13 protein-coding genes and 1 tRNA gene are annotated in these 12,448 nt (G+C 69.0%); 11 read left to right on the forward strand and 3 right to left on the reverse strand.

What is annotated here, in order from left to right:
- Positions 1 to 65: 65 nt before the first annotated feature.
- Both BJ963_RS18330 and BJ963_RS18335 read right to left on the reverse strand, forming a co-directional pair.
- A complete protein-coding gene (locus BJ963_RS18330) occupies positions 66 to 464 on the reverse strand; it encodes a hypothetical protein (RefSeq protein ID WP_179457874.1) in 399 nt (132 codons plus the stop codon).
- A gap of 37 nt (positions 465 to 501) precedes the next feature.
- A complete protein-coding gene (locus BJ963_RS18335) occupies positions 502 to 1,761 on the reverse strand; it encodes a PspC domain-containing protein (RefSeq protein WP_179457875.1) in 1,260 nt (419 codons plus the stop codon).
- Positions 1,762 to 1,877: 116 nt separating this feature from the next.
- On the opposite strand from BJ963_RS18335, the gene BJ963_RS18340 reads away from it, so the two are divergent.
- The 11 genes from BJ963_RS18340 to BJ963_RS18390 all read left to right on the forward strand — a co-directional run bounded on the left by BJ963_RS18340 (position 1,878) and on the right by BJ963_RS18390 (position 11,342).
- On the forward strand, positions 1,878 to 3,086 hold the full coding sequence (locus BJ963_RS18340) for an ATP-binding protein (RefSeq protein WP_179457876.1): 1,209 nt from the start codon (positions 1,878 to 1,880) through the stop codon (positions 3,084 to 3,086).
- Positions 3,083 to 3,757, forward strand: a complete 675-nt coding sequence (locus tag BJ963_RS18345) for a LuxR C-terminal-related transcriptional regulator (protein WP_179457877.1) — start codon at positions 3,083 to 3,085, stop codon at positions 3,755 to 3,757. Before BJ963_RS18340 ends, BJ963_RS18345 begins: the two co-directional genes overlap by 4 nt.
- A gap of 200 nt (positions 3,758 to 3,957) precedes the next feature.
- Positions 3,958 to 4,030 (forward strand) — tRNA-Trp (locus BJ963_RS18350).
- A 42-nt stretch (positions 4,031 to 4,072) separates the two neighbouring features.
- Complete coding sequence (gene secE / locus BJ963_RS18355) at positions 4,073 to 4,345, forward strand: preprotein translocase subunit SecE (protein WP_018189749.1); 273 nt, start codon at positions 4,073 to 4,075, stop codon at positions 4,343 to 4,345.
- A 53-nt stretch (positions 4,346 to 4,398) separates the two neighbouring features.
- Positions 4,399 to 5,322: a transcription termination/antitermination protein NusG gene (gene nusG / locus BJ963_RS18360; RefSeq protein WP_089913994.1), complete on the forward strand. Its 924-nt coding sequence runs from the start codon at positions 4,399 to 4,401 to the stop codon at positions 5,320 to 5,322.
- A gap of 119 nt (positions 5,323 to 5,441) precedes the next feature.
- The gene (gene rplK / locus BJ963_RS18365) at positions 5,442 to 5,873 is read left to right on the forward strand and encodes a 50S ribosomal protein L11 (RefSeq protein ID WP_018189751.1); all 432 of its coding nucleotides are present in this window, start codon (positions 5,442 to 5,444) and stop codon (positions 5,871 to 5,873) included.
- Positions 5,874 to 5,945: 72 nt separating this feature from the next.
- Complete coding sequence (gene rplA, locus BJ963_RS18370; RefSeq protein ID WP_018189752.1) at positions 5,946 to 6,635, forward strand: 50S ribosomal protein L1; 690 nt, start codon at positions 5,946 to 5,948, stop codon at positions 6,633 to 6,635.
- Between the two features lie 144 nt (positions 6,636 to 6,779).
- Positions 6,780 to 7,760 (forward strand): type IV toxin-antitoxin system AbiEi family antitoxin, encoded by a 981-nt coding sequence (locus BJ963_RS18375; RefSeq protein WP_179457878.1) that lies wholly within the window; start codon positions 6,780 to 6,782, stop codon positions 7,758 to 7,760.
- A complete protein-coding gene (locus tag BJ963_RS18380) occupies positions 7,741 to 8,571 on the forward strand; it encodes a hypothetical protein (RefSeq protein WP_179457879.1) in 831 nt (276 codons plus the stop codon). The genes BJ963_RS18375 and BJ963_RS18380 overlap by 20 nt, the downstream gene beginning before the upstream one ends.
- A 143-nt stretch (positions 8,572 to 8,714) precedes the next feature.
- Positions 8,715 to 10,709, forward strand: coding sequence for a S53 family peptidase (locus BJ963_RS18385; protein WP_231946863.1), 1,995 nt, complete (start codon positions 8,715 to 8,717; stop codon positions 10,707 to 10,709).
- Between the two features lie 96 nt (positions 10,710 to 10,805).
- Complete coding sequence (locus tag BJ963_RS18390) at positions 10,806 to 11,342, forward strand: GNAT family N-acetyltransferase (protein ID WP_179457880.1); 537 nt, start codon at positions 10,806 to 10,808, stop codon at positions 11,340 to 11,342.
- Between the two features lie 16 nt (positions 11,343 to 11,358).
- Here BJ963_RS18390 and BJ963_RS18395 read toward each other — a convergent pair whose 3' ends face one another.
- Positions 11,359 to 12,327, reverse strand: coding sequence for an NADP-dependent oxidoreductase (locus BJ963_RS18395; RefSeq protein ID WP_179457881.1), 969 nt, complete (start codon positions 12,325 to 12,327; stop codon positions 11,359 to 11,361).
- Between the last annotated feature and the right edge of the window lie 121 nt (positions 12,328 to 12,448).

The raw sequence follows: 12,448 nt of genomic DNA on the forward strand, positions 1-12,448 counted from the left end.
GCCCGCTCCCCTCCGATGACATCGGTGGAGAACGGGCGTCGGGTGTGTTCTGTGGAGAAAACCGCTCAGATCCGCGCGCGCACGCGCCTGCGCTGCGACGCGCGGATTCCCCCGAGCAACGCGGATACCACGATGACGAGCCCGATCACGGCGGCGCCGAGCGCCCAGGCGGAGCCCGGCGTGAGTGCCGCGATCCAGTCGGCCGCCTCCCGGACACGCTCCGCCGATGCCAGGACGTAGAGGGTGGCGCCGGCGAACAGCGTCAGCAGCAGTCCCCACACGACACCGCCCCAGCGCACGGGCGCGTCGCCCGCGGGCGCGAGCGGCGCCGCGTAGGCGGGGCTCGCCGGCGGGGTCGTGGATGCGGTGAACGGCACATCCGCGAGGGGCGATGTCTCGGCAGGCGAAGACTCCTGCGGCTTCTGCGGCCCCTGCGGTGCGTTCAGCGGGTTCTGGTCGGTCATGGTCGTCTCTCCCGGTCGTTTCTGGTCCAGCACGGTCTCAGCGCTGGAGGAGCGCGGGCAGCCCGACGCTCGTCAGGTGGATGCCGGCGACGGTGTCGCCCGCGAGGAACAGCGCGGCGGCGGTCAATGCTGCGAGCAGGATCCCGAGGAAGATGAGGAACCCGCTGCGGCGTCGGGCCAGCCCGGCGATGAGCACGACGACGCCGACGACGAGCGTGGCGGCGGCGAGCCCGGCGGCCGTGGTGAAGCGGCCGACGTCGGCGAGCTGCGGCCACACGATGGCCACCAGCGACCCGGCGACGAGCGCCAGCCCGACGGTCAGCCAGCCCACTGCCGCGCCCACCCGCGGATTCGCGGCCCGGTAGGCCTCGCGGCGCGCGGCGGCCTCGGCCGTCGCGGTGGCGACCTGCGTCCGGAGCTCGGCCGACCGCTGCGCCTTGACCGCGCGCATGTCCGCGGCGAGGCGCTGCTTCCAGGCCGCGTGCTCCGCGCGCCACTGCGCCTGCCGCTGCTGCCAGTCCGCGACCTCGTCGGGCGAGGCGCCGAGGCGCGGAGCGGGAGGCGCCGTCGGCTCCGCGGCGATGTCGAGCTGCGGAGCAGGAGCAGGTGCTGCGCTCGCCGCCGGCACGGTCGTCGACGGGGTCCCGGCCGCATCCCCATCGCTCGGCTGCTCTGTCGACGTCGACGCGGCCGGAGCCGCATCGGCCATGGAGGCGCTCGCCGCATCGGCCGTCGCCGCCCCCGTCGTCGCCGCGCCACCCGCCGTCCGCGCGGCGGCCCGGGCATCCGAGTTCCGCACGGCCACCACGATCAGCGCGACCACCGCGCCGATCACCACCAGCGTCCAGATCACGCGGCCGATCGCATCGCCCCAGACCGGTACGTTCCAGAACGGCCCGTCCGCCCACCAGACGCCGCTCGTCCACGGCAGAAGCGACAGCAGCGCCATCACGCCGATCGCGACCATCGGCGGCTGGAAGTCCCCGTCGAACAGCTGCTGCAGGTGGATGCGGCCGTCGCGGTCCGGCAGGAGCGCCCACGCCGCCGCGTACAGCAGCAGCACGGGTGCGCCGAGGATGCCGGCCACGACGATGATGCCGCGCACGATCAGCGGATCGATGCCCAGGCGGTACGCCACCCCGGCGCTCACGCCGCCGAGCCACCCGTCTGCGCGGACGATGCCGAGGCCGCGCATCCAATCGAAGAACCGGGTTCCGCGGCCGGAGAATCCGGTCTGCGGACCGCCGTAGGGGTTCGCGGGCGTTCCCACCGGGGGAGTCGAGTCGTTCTGTGACATGGTCCCCATCCTGGCGTCGGGAGTGCGGGCCCGGGTATCGGGTGAACCCCTGAGCCGACCCTGATTGCTGCGCCCATCGGGTGCGGGTCCGATCGGGGTCTGCTTGGATTCTGACTATGTCGTCCACAGCGCCCGCCGGTCCGCGTGCCGGTCTGCCGCGGCCTCCGTTGGCCCGGCCGCGCTCGTGCGCCGTGAGCGGAGTGAGCGTCGCGCTGGCCGATCATCTCGGCTGGCCGGTCGCGGCCGTGCGCTGGGCGTTCGTCGGCGCGACGCTGCTCGGCGGCGCCGGGATCCTGCTGTATCTCTGGCTCTGGGCGCTCACCCCGCTGCGCGCCGCGTCGGGGCTCGACCCGGCCGATGGTGTTGGTCGGCGGGTGAACCTCCCCTGGCTGCTGGCCGGAGCCGGCGCAGCCGCCGGGATCACCGCCGTCGTCCTGGCCGCGGGGGGAGCGCTCGGCCCGGGCTTCGGGACGCTGGTCGCCTGCGCCGCCCTCCTGGTGCTCGCCGTTGCGTGGGAGCAGCTGGCCGACGAGGAGCCGGTCGCCTTCGCACCGCTCTCTCCCGGGGCCTTCCGGATCGTCTGCGGCGCGTTCCTCGTCCTCATCGCCCTGGCCATCGCGCTCACGCAGAACGTCGCGGGGTCCGGGATGCTGTGGCTCGGCATCCTGATCGCCACCTTCGCCGGCGCGGCCGTGCTGGTCGCTCCGTGGGGACTGCGGCTGTGGCGTGAGCTCATCACCGAGCGGACGGCGCGCATCAAGGAGGAGCAGCGGGCCGAGATGGCCGCGCACCTGCACGACTCCGTGCTGCAGACGCTCGCGCTGATCCAGAACCGCGCGGGAGCCACCAGCGAGGTCGGGCGGATCGCCCGCGCACAGGAGCGCGAACTGCGCGACTGGCTGTTCACCGAGGGCGCGGCGGCATCCGCGGCCGAGGGGAGGGACCTCGCGGCGGAACTGCGGGAGGTCGCCGCGGCTCTGGAGGTCGAGCATCCGGTCACGTTCGACGTCGTCTCGGTCGGCGAGCCGGTGAGGAACGCGCCGTCCGAGCTGGGTGCCGCCGCACGCGAGGCGATGCTGAACGCGGCGCGGCACGCCGGGGGCGACGTGTCCGTCTACGTCGAGCACGCGTCCGGCCGGGTGGATGTGTTCATCCGCGACCGGGGACCGGGCTTCGACCTCGGGGCGCTTCCCGAGGGGCGCCTCGGTGTCCGAGAATCGATCATCGGCCGCATGCGCCGCGCCGGCGGTCAGGCGACCGTGACGGCGCGCGAGAGCGGCACCGAGATCCAGCTGACCATCGAGATCGCGAGCGAGACGACATGACCGAGAGCACCGCAGCAGGCCGGCCGGTCACCGTGGTGATCGTGGACGACCACTCCATCTTCCGCTCGGGCCTCCGCGCCGACCTCGACGACCGCCTGCACGTCGTCGGCGAGGCGGCCGATGTGGATGCGGCGGTCGCGGTGGTCGTCCAGACCCAGCCGGACGTCGTGCTGCTCGACGTGCACCTGCCCGGCGGCGGGGGCGGCGGGGGAGCCGAGGTCGTGCGCCGGACGGCCGCGGAGGCGCCGTCCACGCGCTTCCTGGCGCTCAGCGTTTCCGATGCGGCGGAGGACGTGGTCGGCGTCATCCGGGCCGGGGCCCGCGGGTACCTGACGAAGGGCAGCTCGGGCGGTCAGGTCAGCGACGCGGTCGTCGCGGTGGCGGGCGGCGACGCGGTCTTCTCGCCGCGCCTCGCCGGCTTCGTGCTGGACGCCTTCGGGGCGGCCGCCGGCGAGCAGGCGGAGTCGACAGACGAGCTCGACCGGCTGTCCGCGCGGGAGCGGGAGGTCATGCGGTTGATCGCACGCGGCTACGCCTACAAGGAGGTGGCCGCCGAGCTGTTCATCTCCATCAAGACGGTCGAGACGCACGTCTCCGCGGTGCTGCGGAAGCTGCAGCTGTCGTCCCGGCACGAGCTCACCGCGTGGGCGCTGGAGCGCAAACTCCTGTAGTCCGGTGACCGCTTTGCGGCCGGGCTGCCGCGTCCCGTACACTTGACGCGGTGGTTGAATCTGCCAAGCTTTTCTGCGCCCTTTTTCTGGTGTAGCGACGGCAGCACTGCCGCGCTCCGGCCGGGCATCCGCAGCACGTTCGGATGTTCGATCGGTTAGCCTTGAACAGCCAGCGCAGGAAGTCGGCGATTCGGTTCCCTAGGGCGGTAGCTCAATTGGCAGAGCAGCGGTCTCCAAAACCGCAGGTTGCAGGTTCGATTCCTGTCCGCCCTGCAAGTCGGCACTCTGGTGCCGATCCACGAAAGGTGTAACGAGGTGGCCCGAAAGGTAATCGACGAGCCGAGCGAGGAGATCGTCGCCAACGCGAAGAAGGATCGCGCCGCACGGCGCAACCCCTTCGCGCGGATCGCCCTGTTCATCCGGCAGGTCATCGGCGAGCTGAAGAAGGTCGTCACGCCGACCCGCAAGGAGCTCTTCAGCTACACCGGCGTCGTGCTCGTGTTCGTGGTGATCATGATGGCTCTCGTGTCACTCCTTGACTGGGTGTTCGGCATGGGTGTCGTCTGGGTCTTCGGAAACCCGAAATAGACGACGTCGATCGGGCCGCACCGGCCCTCCCGACAAGAAATGGAATGAATTCAGTGTCTGAGACGAATCGCGACGACGTGGACTGGGCGCCCGCTGCGGAGCAGTCCTCCGAGGACGACGAGGCGCAGACCGGCAACGTTCTCGCCAGCGAGGACGAAGCGTCCGACTCCGCCGAGCACGAGGCGCTGCACGTCGTCGCGGACGACGGCACCGAGATCGACCTCGACGCCGTGCTCGACGCCATGGCGGAGGCGGTGGACCCCGAGGCCGACCGCGCCGTCGACGAGGCGCTCGAGGTCGACAGCGTGGACGAGGCCGAGGCCGCCGTCGAAGCGGTCGAGGACGAGGAGGAGGAGACCTCCACCGACCCGTATGAGGAGTTCCGCGCCGAACTGCGCGCCAAGCTCGGCAAGTGGTACGTCATCCACTCGTACGCCGGGTTCGAGCGTCGCGTGAAGTCCAACATCGAGAACCGCATGGTCTCGATGAACATGGAGGACTACATCTACGAGGTGCAGGTCCCCATGGAGGACGTGGTCGAGATCAAGAACGGCCAGCGCAAGATGGTCAACCGCGTCCGCATCCCCGGCTACGTGCTGGTGCGCATGGACCTCAACGAGGACAGCTGGTCGGTCGTCCGGCACACGCCGGGCGTCACCGGGTTCGTCGGCAACGCCCACAACCCGACCCCGCTGCGCTTCGAAGAGGCCTTCTCGATGCTGAAGAGCCTCGTGCAGGTCGAGGCCGCGCCGGCCAAGGGCGCCGCGAAGGGCCAGAAGGCCGCCGCACGCGTCATCCCCGCCGAGGTCGACTTCGAGATCGGCGAGACCATCACCATCAAGGAAGGCTCGTTCGCAGGCCTCCCGGGCTCCATCAGCGAGATCAAGCCGGAGAGCGGCAAGCTCACCGTGCTCGTCTCCCTGTTCGAGCGCGAGACCCCGGTCGAGCTCAGCTTCGACCAGGTCACGAAGCTCTAGGGAACATTCAGAGCCTCCCCACTGTTTTTCAGAACACCGGGTCTCGGAAGGGCCGAGAAACCGGGAGAGCGATGCGGACCGCGGTCCGGCTCGCTCGAATACACAAAGAAGGAAGAGACATGGCACCGAAGAAGAAGGTCACCGGTCTGATCAAGCTTCAGATCAACGCCGGCGCCGCCAACCCCGCCCCGCCTATCGGCCCGGCGCTCGGTCAGCACGGCGTGAACATCATGGAGTTCTGCAAGGCGTACAACGCGGCGACCGAGTCGCAGCGCGGCAACGTCATCCCGGTCGAGATCACCGTCTACGAGGACCGTTCGTTCACGTTCGTCCTGAAGACCCCGCCGGCGGCAGAGCTCATCAAGAAGGCGGCAGGCGTCGCCAAGGGCTCCGGCGTCCCGCACACCAACAAGGTCGGCAAGCTGACCCAGGAGCAGGTGCGCCAGATCGCCGAGCAGAAGATGGTCGACCTCAACGCCAACGACATCGACGCGGCGTCGAAGATCATCGCAGGCACCGCCCGCTCGATGGGCATCACGGTCGAGGCGTAAGCCCGACCCCCTCAAGACATCTCGTGGAAGAGCCGGCCAGGCTCGCACCACATTCTCGTAAGGAGAAATCACATGGCACAGAAGTCCAAGGCCTACCGGGCCGCGGCCGAGAAGATCGAGGCCGGAAAGTTCTACACCCCCGCTGAGGCCGTCGCCCTGGCGAAGGAGACCGGCTCCGCCAAGTTCAACTCGACCGTCGAGGTCGCGCTGAAGCTCGGCGTGGACCCGCGCAAGGCGGACCAGATGGTCCGCGGTACCGTCATTCTTCCTCACGGTACGGGCAAGACCGCCCGCGTCATCGTGTTCGCGACCGGCCCGGCCGCCGAGGCGGCCATCGCCGCGGGTGCGGACGAGGTCGGCGGCGCCGAGCTGATCGAGAAGGTCGCCGGCGGGTACACCGACTTCGACGCGGCCGTCTCCACCCCGGAGCTCATGGGTCAGGTCGGTCGCCTCGGCAAGGTGCTCGGCCCGCGCGGCCTCATGCCGAACCCGAAGACCGGAACGGTCACGCCGGATGTGGCGAAGGCCGTCTCCGACATCAAGGGCGGAAAGATCGAGTTCCGCGTCGACAAGCACGCCAACGTGCACTTCGTCGTGGGCAAGGCGGGCTTCACCGCCGAGCAGCTGAACGACAACATCACCACCGCTCTCGAGGAGGTCGTGCGTCTCAAGCCGTCCGCCGCGAAGGGCCGTTACATCCAGAAGGGCGCCGTGTCGACCACGTTCGGCCCGGGCATCCCGCTGGACGTCAACGCCATCTGAGTTCGTTCCGCGAACATCCTCCGACGGGGTCGGGGCCGCTTGCCGGTCCCGACCCCGTCGTCGTTCGCGCCACCACTGGCCTGTTCAGAAATTCGTGATGTTCAGTTATAGTGAACATTGCGTAGGAATGAACAGCGAGGGATTATGGAACGCGAAGTCGCCGAAGAGTTCCGGTCGCGCCTCGATGAATACGGAATTACTCTCGACTCGGCCTCTCTAGAAACGTTGGAGGCCGAATCCGCGAGAGCTGGGTATCTCGTTCATCGCGTTGCTCAGGGTCCCATCACGCTGTTCTCTATCCCACGTGTGACTCCTGGGACGGTCGCACGCGTGGCCGGCTACCGCCATCCCCTGGTGCTCGCTCATCGAATCGGGACGGCAGCTATGGAGTCGCTCCGCCAGGCCGGAATCAGCTTCATCGACCGCGCGGGAAATGCCCACATCGAGATGGACGGTCTTCTCATTGACGTGCGGGGCCGACGTCAGCAGTCCCCATCCCCTGTGGGTGGCGGGGTCAAGGGCGCGAACCTCTTCAGCGTCAAGCGTTCGCAGGTAGTGATGGCGTTGCTGGCATGGCCGTGGCTTGCGAAGGCTCCGATACGCGCGCTTGCGGAGGCGGCCGGTGTGAGCGTTGGCCAGGCTTACGAGACGACGGCAGTGCTGGCGGACTACGGCTACTTAGACCTTGAGAGCCGTCGGATCCTTCGGGGTCGGCTGCTGCTTGATTCCTGGGCTGCTGCGTATCCGACAGCATTGGGTGCGCCGAGTCGATTTGCTGGGTTTCACGGTGACCTGCGACGGCCGCTCGAACCCGTGGATCTGGTCTACGTGAGCGGAGAGAGCGCTGCGACCGACCGGCTGCGAGGAATCCAGTCGCTGACCGCCTATGCCACGGGCGACCGCACCCGGCTTGCGCTAGCCAACCGATGGGTGGCAACGGGAGATCGGAACGTGCACGTAGGCCGAGTATTTTGGCGCAATCCCGAGGGCGAGCCTCCTTCGCTCCGGGTGCTGCCCGCTCCCGCGCCTCTGATCTACGCTGACTTGCTCGCGTCCGGTGACCCTCGACAGCGTGAAGTCGCACTGGAGATCCGAGAGGCGGCCGATGGACTTCGGCAGTTGTGACCCGCGTCTGCTCGACGAGGCTGATGCGATCGCTGAGGAACTCGTGCAGTCGGTGGGCGTCGACCCCGACGATATCCTTCTGGTCGGCGCGCGCTGCCGAGATGCCATCCACTCGGCACTGGGCTTCAGTTTCCCATTGCTTGCCACGCGTGACACCGATATCGGCCTCGCGCTTCGCGACTGGTCCATTTTCGAGGAGATTCGAGAACGCTATCGGCCAACCGGAAGTACCGGCGTCCGATTCCTCGTTGCCGGAACGCCAGTCGACCTCATGCCATTCGGCTCGATCGAGAACCCCGACGGGGTCGTAACTCCGCGCGCCCGAATGGAGCCGATCAGCGTCTTCGGTTTTGAGGATGTGCATTCGGACGCGGCTGTGGTCCCCTTGCCGAGCGGGATCAGCATACGGATACCGAAGCCGGCCGGTTATGCTGCTTTGAAGTTGCGCGCCTGGGTGGACCGGTCAGTTGCCGGAGATGCAAAGGACGCCAAGGACCTGGCCGTCGCATGCTTCTGGTACCAGAATTGGCCCGTCGTGGAGGATCGACTCTGGGCAGACGACGGCACCCTGCTCCTCCCTTTCGAACTGGACATGGATCGCGCTGCGGTTGCCTTGCTCCGGGCGGACTCGATGGCCCTCCTCGAAGTTCCCAGAGCAGCCGACCTTGCCCGACGCTGCGCGGACACCGACAGGGATCTCTTCATCCGCAACTTCTCCATTCACGGAACGAATCTGTGGCCGCGAGACCGAGACGTGCTGCGGTCGTACGCGACGGAGCTCCTGGCCCCGAGTTCAGACACGTCGCCGTGAGGATGCTTCTCCTCGGGCAACGATCGCAACAGACCTGTCTACCCCTCGTTGCGGTGGTAGAACGATGGGGTCTAGTGTCGCTCCTGTCGCGCGCCGTGCGCGACGGCTCGAAGTCGAGTCCGTCCGAGCTAAGGATGACATTCATGGCACAACGCACCACGGGATCCCTCCACAAGAGGGCGCTCGGAATCATCGCCACCACGTCTGCCGTGGTGGCTTTGTCGTTGGCGGGGGCATCGGCGGCGAACGCAGCCGACCGCGTGACCTACGCCGGCTCCGTCCCCTCCTGGGCGACCGCGGCGAACGACGCCGGCGCCGCACCGGCCGACGCGACGGTGGAAGGTGAGATCTACCTTCCGCTCCGCGACCAGGCGGGCGCCGAGGCGCTCGCGAAGGCGGTCTCGAACCCGCTCGACCGCGGCTACCGCAAGGCGCTCAATCCGAAGCAGTGGATCGACAGGTTCTCGCCGACCCAGGCCGACTCGGACGCGGTGGTCAGCTTCCTGAAGGCGGCCGGGCTCACCATCTCCGCCGTCCCGGCCAGCCGCCAGTACGTGGTCTTCCGTGGCACGCCGGACCAGCTCGGCTCCATCTTCGGCACCTCGTTGCACGCGTTCAACTACGCCGGGCGCCAGCTCGTCGCCCCCGCCTCCGCCCCGTCGCTGCCGACCAGCATCGGCGGCAAGGTCTCGGGTGTGAGCATCGAGCAGTCGCGCACGCTGACGCGTCCCGATTCGATCAAGCAGGGCGACCTGGGCCCCTCCGGCGCACCGCAGGTCGCGCGCAAGGCGGCTGCCGCACCGGTCATCCAGACGCCGTGCTCGCACTACTACGGCGAGCACACGGTGACGGTCCCGCCGGCGTACAACGGCAACACGCAGTACAGCACCTACAACTGCGGCTACACCCCGCAGCAGCTGCGCAGCGCGTACGGCCTGAACGACCTCGGCAAGCGCGGCATCAACGGCTCGGGTCAGACGGTGGCGATCATCGACGCCTACGCCAGCCCGACCATCGTCAAGGATGTCAACAGCTACTCGCAGCAGAACGGCGAGCCCGGGCTGACCAACTCCAGCTACCAGCAGCTCGTCCCCAGCCCCAGCGAGTTCGTCGACCAGGAGCTCTGCCAGTACCCGAGCGGATGGCAGGGCGAGCAGACGCTCGACGTCGAGTCGGTGCACGCTGTCGCACCGGGGGCTCGCATCCTCTACGTCGGCGGCTTCAACTGCGGCGGCGGCCTGGATGTGGCCATGTCGAAGATCCTCGACAACAAGCTCGCCAACATCGTCAGCAACAGCTACGGCAACGTGGGCGAGGCGGTTCCGGCCGACGTGATCCAGGGCGAGGTGAACCTGCAGCTCCAGGCCGCGGGCGAGGGCATCGGCCTGTACTTCTCGAGCGGTGACAACGGCGACGAGGTCGCGAACCTCGGCTACCCGTCGCCGGACTTCCCGGCATCCTCCCCGTGGGTGACCTCGGTCGGCGGCACGAGCACCGGCATCGACAAGAACGGCAAGATCGCGTGGGAGACGGGATGGGGCGACCAGTTCGACCAGATCGTCAAGAACGCCGACGGCACGCTCAGCTACGCGCAGCCCCTCCCGGGCACGCGGTTCGTCGGCGGCGCCGGCGGCGGCACGAGCGCGGTGTTCGCACAGCCCGGCTACCAGCGCGGGATCGTCCCCGCTGCGCTCGCGAACGGCAAGCGCGTCTCGCCGGACGTCGCGGCACTCGCCGACCCGTACACCGGGTTCCTGATCGGCATCCGCCCGATCATCGACGACACGACGCTGGCGACCGGCGACTACATCAACGAGACCTACGGCGGAACGTCGCTGGCCTCGCCGATCGTCGCCGCCCAGATCGCGATCGTGCAGCAGGCGACGCGCTCGACCATCGGGTTCGCGAACCCGACGCTGTACGGCGTGAAGCGCATCCTGCCGAACGCGTTCCGCGACGTGCTGCCGCAGAACCCGACGCAGGCGCTGGTCTACACGAGCGCGATCAGCGGCAACACCTACCTGGTGTCGATGGATCAGGACACCTCGCTGAAGACGGCGAAGGGATACGACCCGGTGACCGGCCTCGGCGGTGTCTCCTTCGACCTGCTCAGTTGGGTGGCCCAGGGTAGGCACTAGCCACGCAATGCGCACCACGGACCGGCCGTGTCCCGATCGGAGGCGGCCGGTCCGCCGCGTGCGGAGGGTCGGCCGCGCGCTGGCTAGGCTGACGGGGTGACCGTCACCATCCGCCCCGCCGTCGCCGGAGACGCCGCCGCCCTCGCCGCGGTCGCCGCCGCGACCTTCCCGCTCGCCTGCCCGCCGCACACGACCGAGGAGGCGAAGGCGGCGTTCATCGCGACCGTGCTCTCGAAGCAGCGGTTCGCCGAGTACCTCGCCGACGCGTCGCGCCGGCTGCTCATCGCGGAGGACGAGGCGGGCGTCGCGGTCGGATACACCATGGTCAACCTGGGCGACCCGGCGGATGCCGACGTGCGCGGCTGCCTCCGCATCCATCCCACCGCCGAGCTGAGCAAGTGCTATGTGCTGCCCGGCCACCACGGCGAGGGCGTCGCGAGCCGGCTCATGGCCGAGAGCCTGCGGGCGGGCGCCGAAGCGGGAGCCGGGGGGATGTGGCTGGGCGTCAACGAGGAGAACGCCCGAGCGCAGCGCTTCTACGGCAAGCACGGCTTCGAGCGCGTCGGAGCCAAGCGCTTCCTGGTCGGCGACCGCTACGAGGACGACTGGGTGATGGAGCGGGCGCTTCCGTAGGCCGAACGGTCGCCGGTCAGCCCTCGGCGATCTTCAGCACGATCTTGCCGCGGGTGTGGCCGCTCTCGATGGCGTGGTGCGCCTCGGCGATCTGCTCGAGCGAGAAGATCTGGTCGACGTGCACGCGCACATTCCCCGACTCCAGCAGGCGGGCGATGACCGCCAGGGTGCTGCCGTCCGGCGCGACCTTGTAGTCCGTGCCGCGCACGCCGGCGGCGGCGACCTCTTCTGCGAACGTCGGCCAGCTCCCCGTCGGGACGTTGACGATGAGGCCGCCGGGACGCAGCACTGAGAGGGAGCGCGTCCCTGTCTGGTCGTGCACGTTGCCGATCAGGTCGATCACCACATCGGCGTCGTGCACGACATCCTCGAACCGCGTCGTCGTGTAGTCGATCACCTCGGCAGCTCCGAGCGAACGCAGCCACGACGCCTTCGACCCGGACGCGGTCGCGATGACGTGCGCTCCGAAGTACGAGGCGAACTGCACGGCGAAGTGGCCGACTCCACCGCTGCCCGCGTGGACGAGCATCCGCTGGCCCTCGTGGGCCTTCGCGACCTCGACCACCATGCCCCACGCCGTCAGCGCGGCCAGGGGAGCGGCTGCCGCCTCGATGTGGCTGAGGGTGGCCGGCTTGCGCACGACGCTCAGCGAGGGCACGGAGACGTATTCGGCGAAGCTGCCGCCCAGCCGTGGCACCATGACCATGCCGAAGACCTCGTCGCCCGGACGGATGGGATGGGCGCTGTACGGCGATTCCACCACGACCCCGCTGAAGTCGTGCCCGAGGACGGCGGGGAACGAGCGGATGGCGCCGTAGATCCCGCGCCCGGCTCGCGTCTTCGCGTCGATCGGATTCACGCTCGATGCGACCACCTTGACCAGGAACTCGGCGTTCACGCGGTCCGGGTAGTCGGTCTCACCGATCCGGAGGGCCTCCGGGTCTCCCGCGGCGTCCAGAAGTGCGGCCCGCATGGTCTTCGGCATTCGTCATCCCCTCGTCGGTCTGCCGCTGCGTCGGCGCGGCGTCCCCTCAGTCAATCCTGCGCGTGCTTCGACGGTGTTACGGTCGGGTCACCAGATGTGAACACTCTGTTTCGGATACCCC

This window comes from Leifsonia soli, assembly GCF_013408745.1.
GTDB classification, from domain to species: domain Bacteria; phylum Actinomycetota; class Actinomycetes; order Actinomycetales; family Microbacteriaceae; genus Leifsonia; species Leifsonia soli.

Excerpts from the sequence above, each read along its gene's own strand:
- BJ963_RS18330 (WP_179457874.1), bottom strand. The coding sequence starts at position 464 with ATGACCGACCAGAACCCGCTGAACGCACCGCAGGGGCCGCAGAAGCCG.
- BJ963_RS18335 (WP_179457875.1), bottom strand. The coding sequence starts at position 1,761 with ATGTCACAGAACGACTCGACTCCCCCGGTGGGAACGCCCGCGAACCCC.
- BJ963_RS18340 (WP_179457876.1), top strand. The coding sequence starts at position 1,878 with ATGTCGTCCACAGCGCCCGCCGGTCCGCGTGCCGGTCTGCCGCGGCCT.
- BJ963_RS18345 (WP_179457877.1), top strand. The coding sequence starts at position 3,083 with ATGACCGAGAGCACCGCAGCAGGCCGGCCGGTCACCGTGGTGATCGTG.
- rplK (WP_018189751.1), top strand. The coding sequence starts at position 5,442 with ATGGCACCGAAGAAGAAGGTCACCGGTCTGATCAAGCTTCAGATCAAC.
- rplA (WP_018189752.1), top strand. The coding sequence starts at position 5,946 with ATGGCACAGAAGTCCAAGGCCTACCGGGCCGCGGCCGAGAAGATCGAG.
- BJ963_RS18375 (WP_179457878.1), top strand. The coding sequence starts at position 6,780 with ATGGAACGCGAAGTCGCCGAAGAGTTCCGGTCGCGCCTCGATGAATAC.
- BJ963_RS18380 (WP_179457879.1), top strand. The coding sequence starts at position 7,741 with ATGGACTTCGGCAGTTGTGACCCGCGTCTGCTCGACGAGGCTGATGCG.
- BJ963_RS18385 (WP_231946863.1), top strand. The coding sequence starts at position 8,715 with ATGGCACAACGCACCACGGGATCCCTCCACAAGAGGGCGCTCGGAATC.
- BJ963_RS18395 (WP_179457881.1), bottom strand. The coding sequence starts at position 12,327 with ATGCCGAAGACCATGCGGGCCGCACTTCTGGACGCCGCGGGAGACCCG.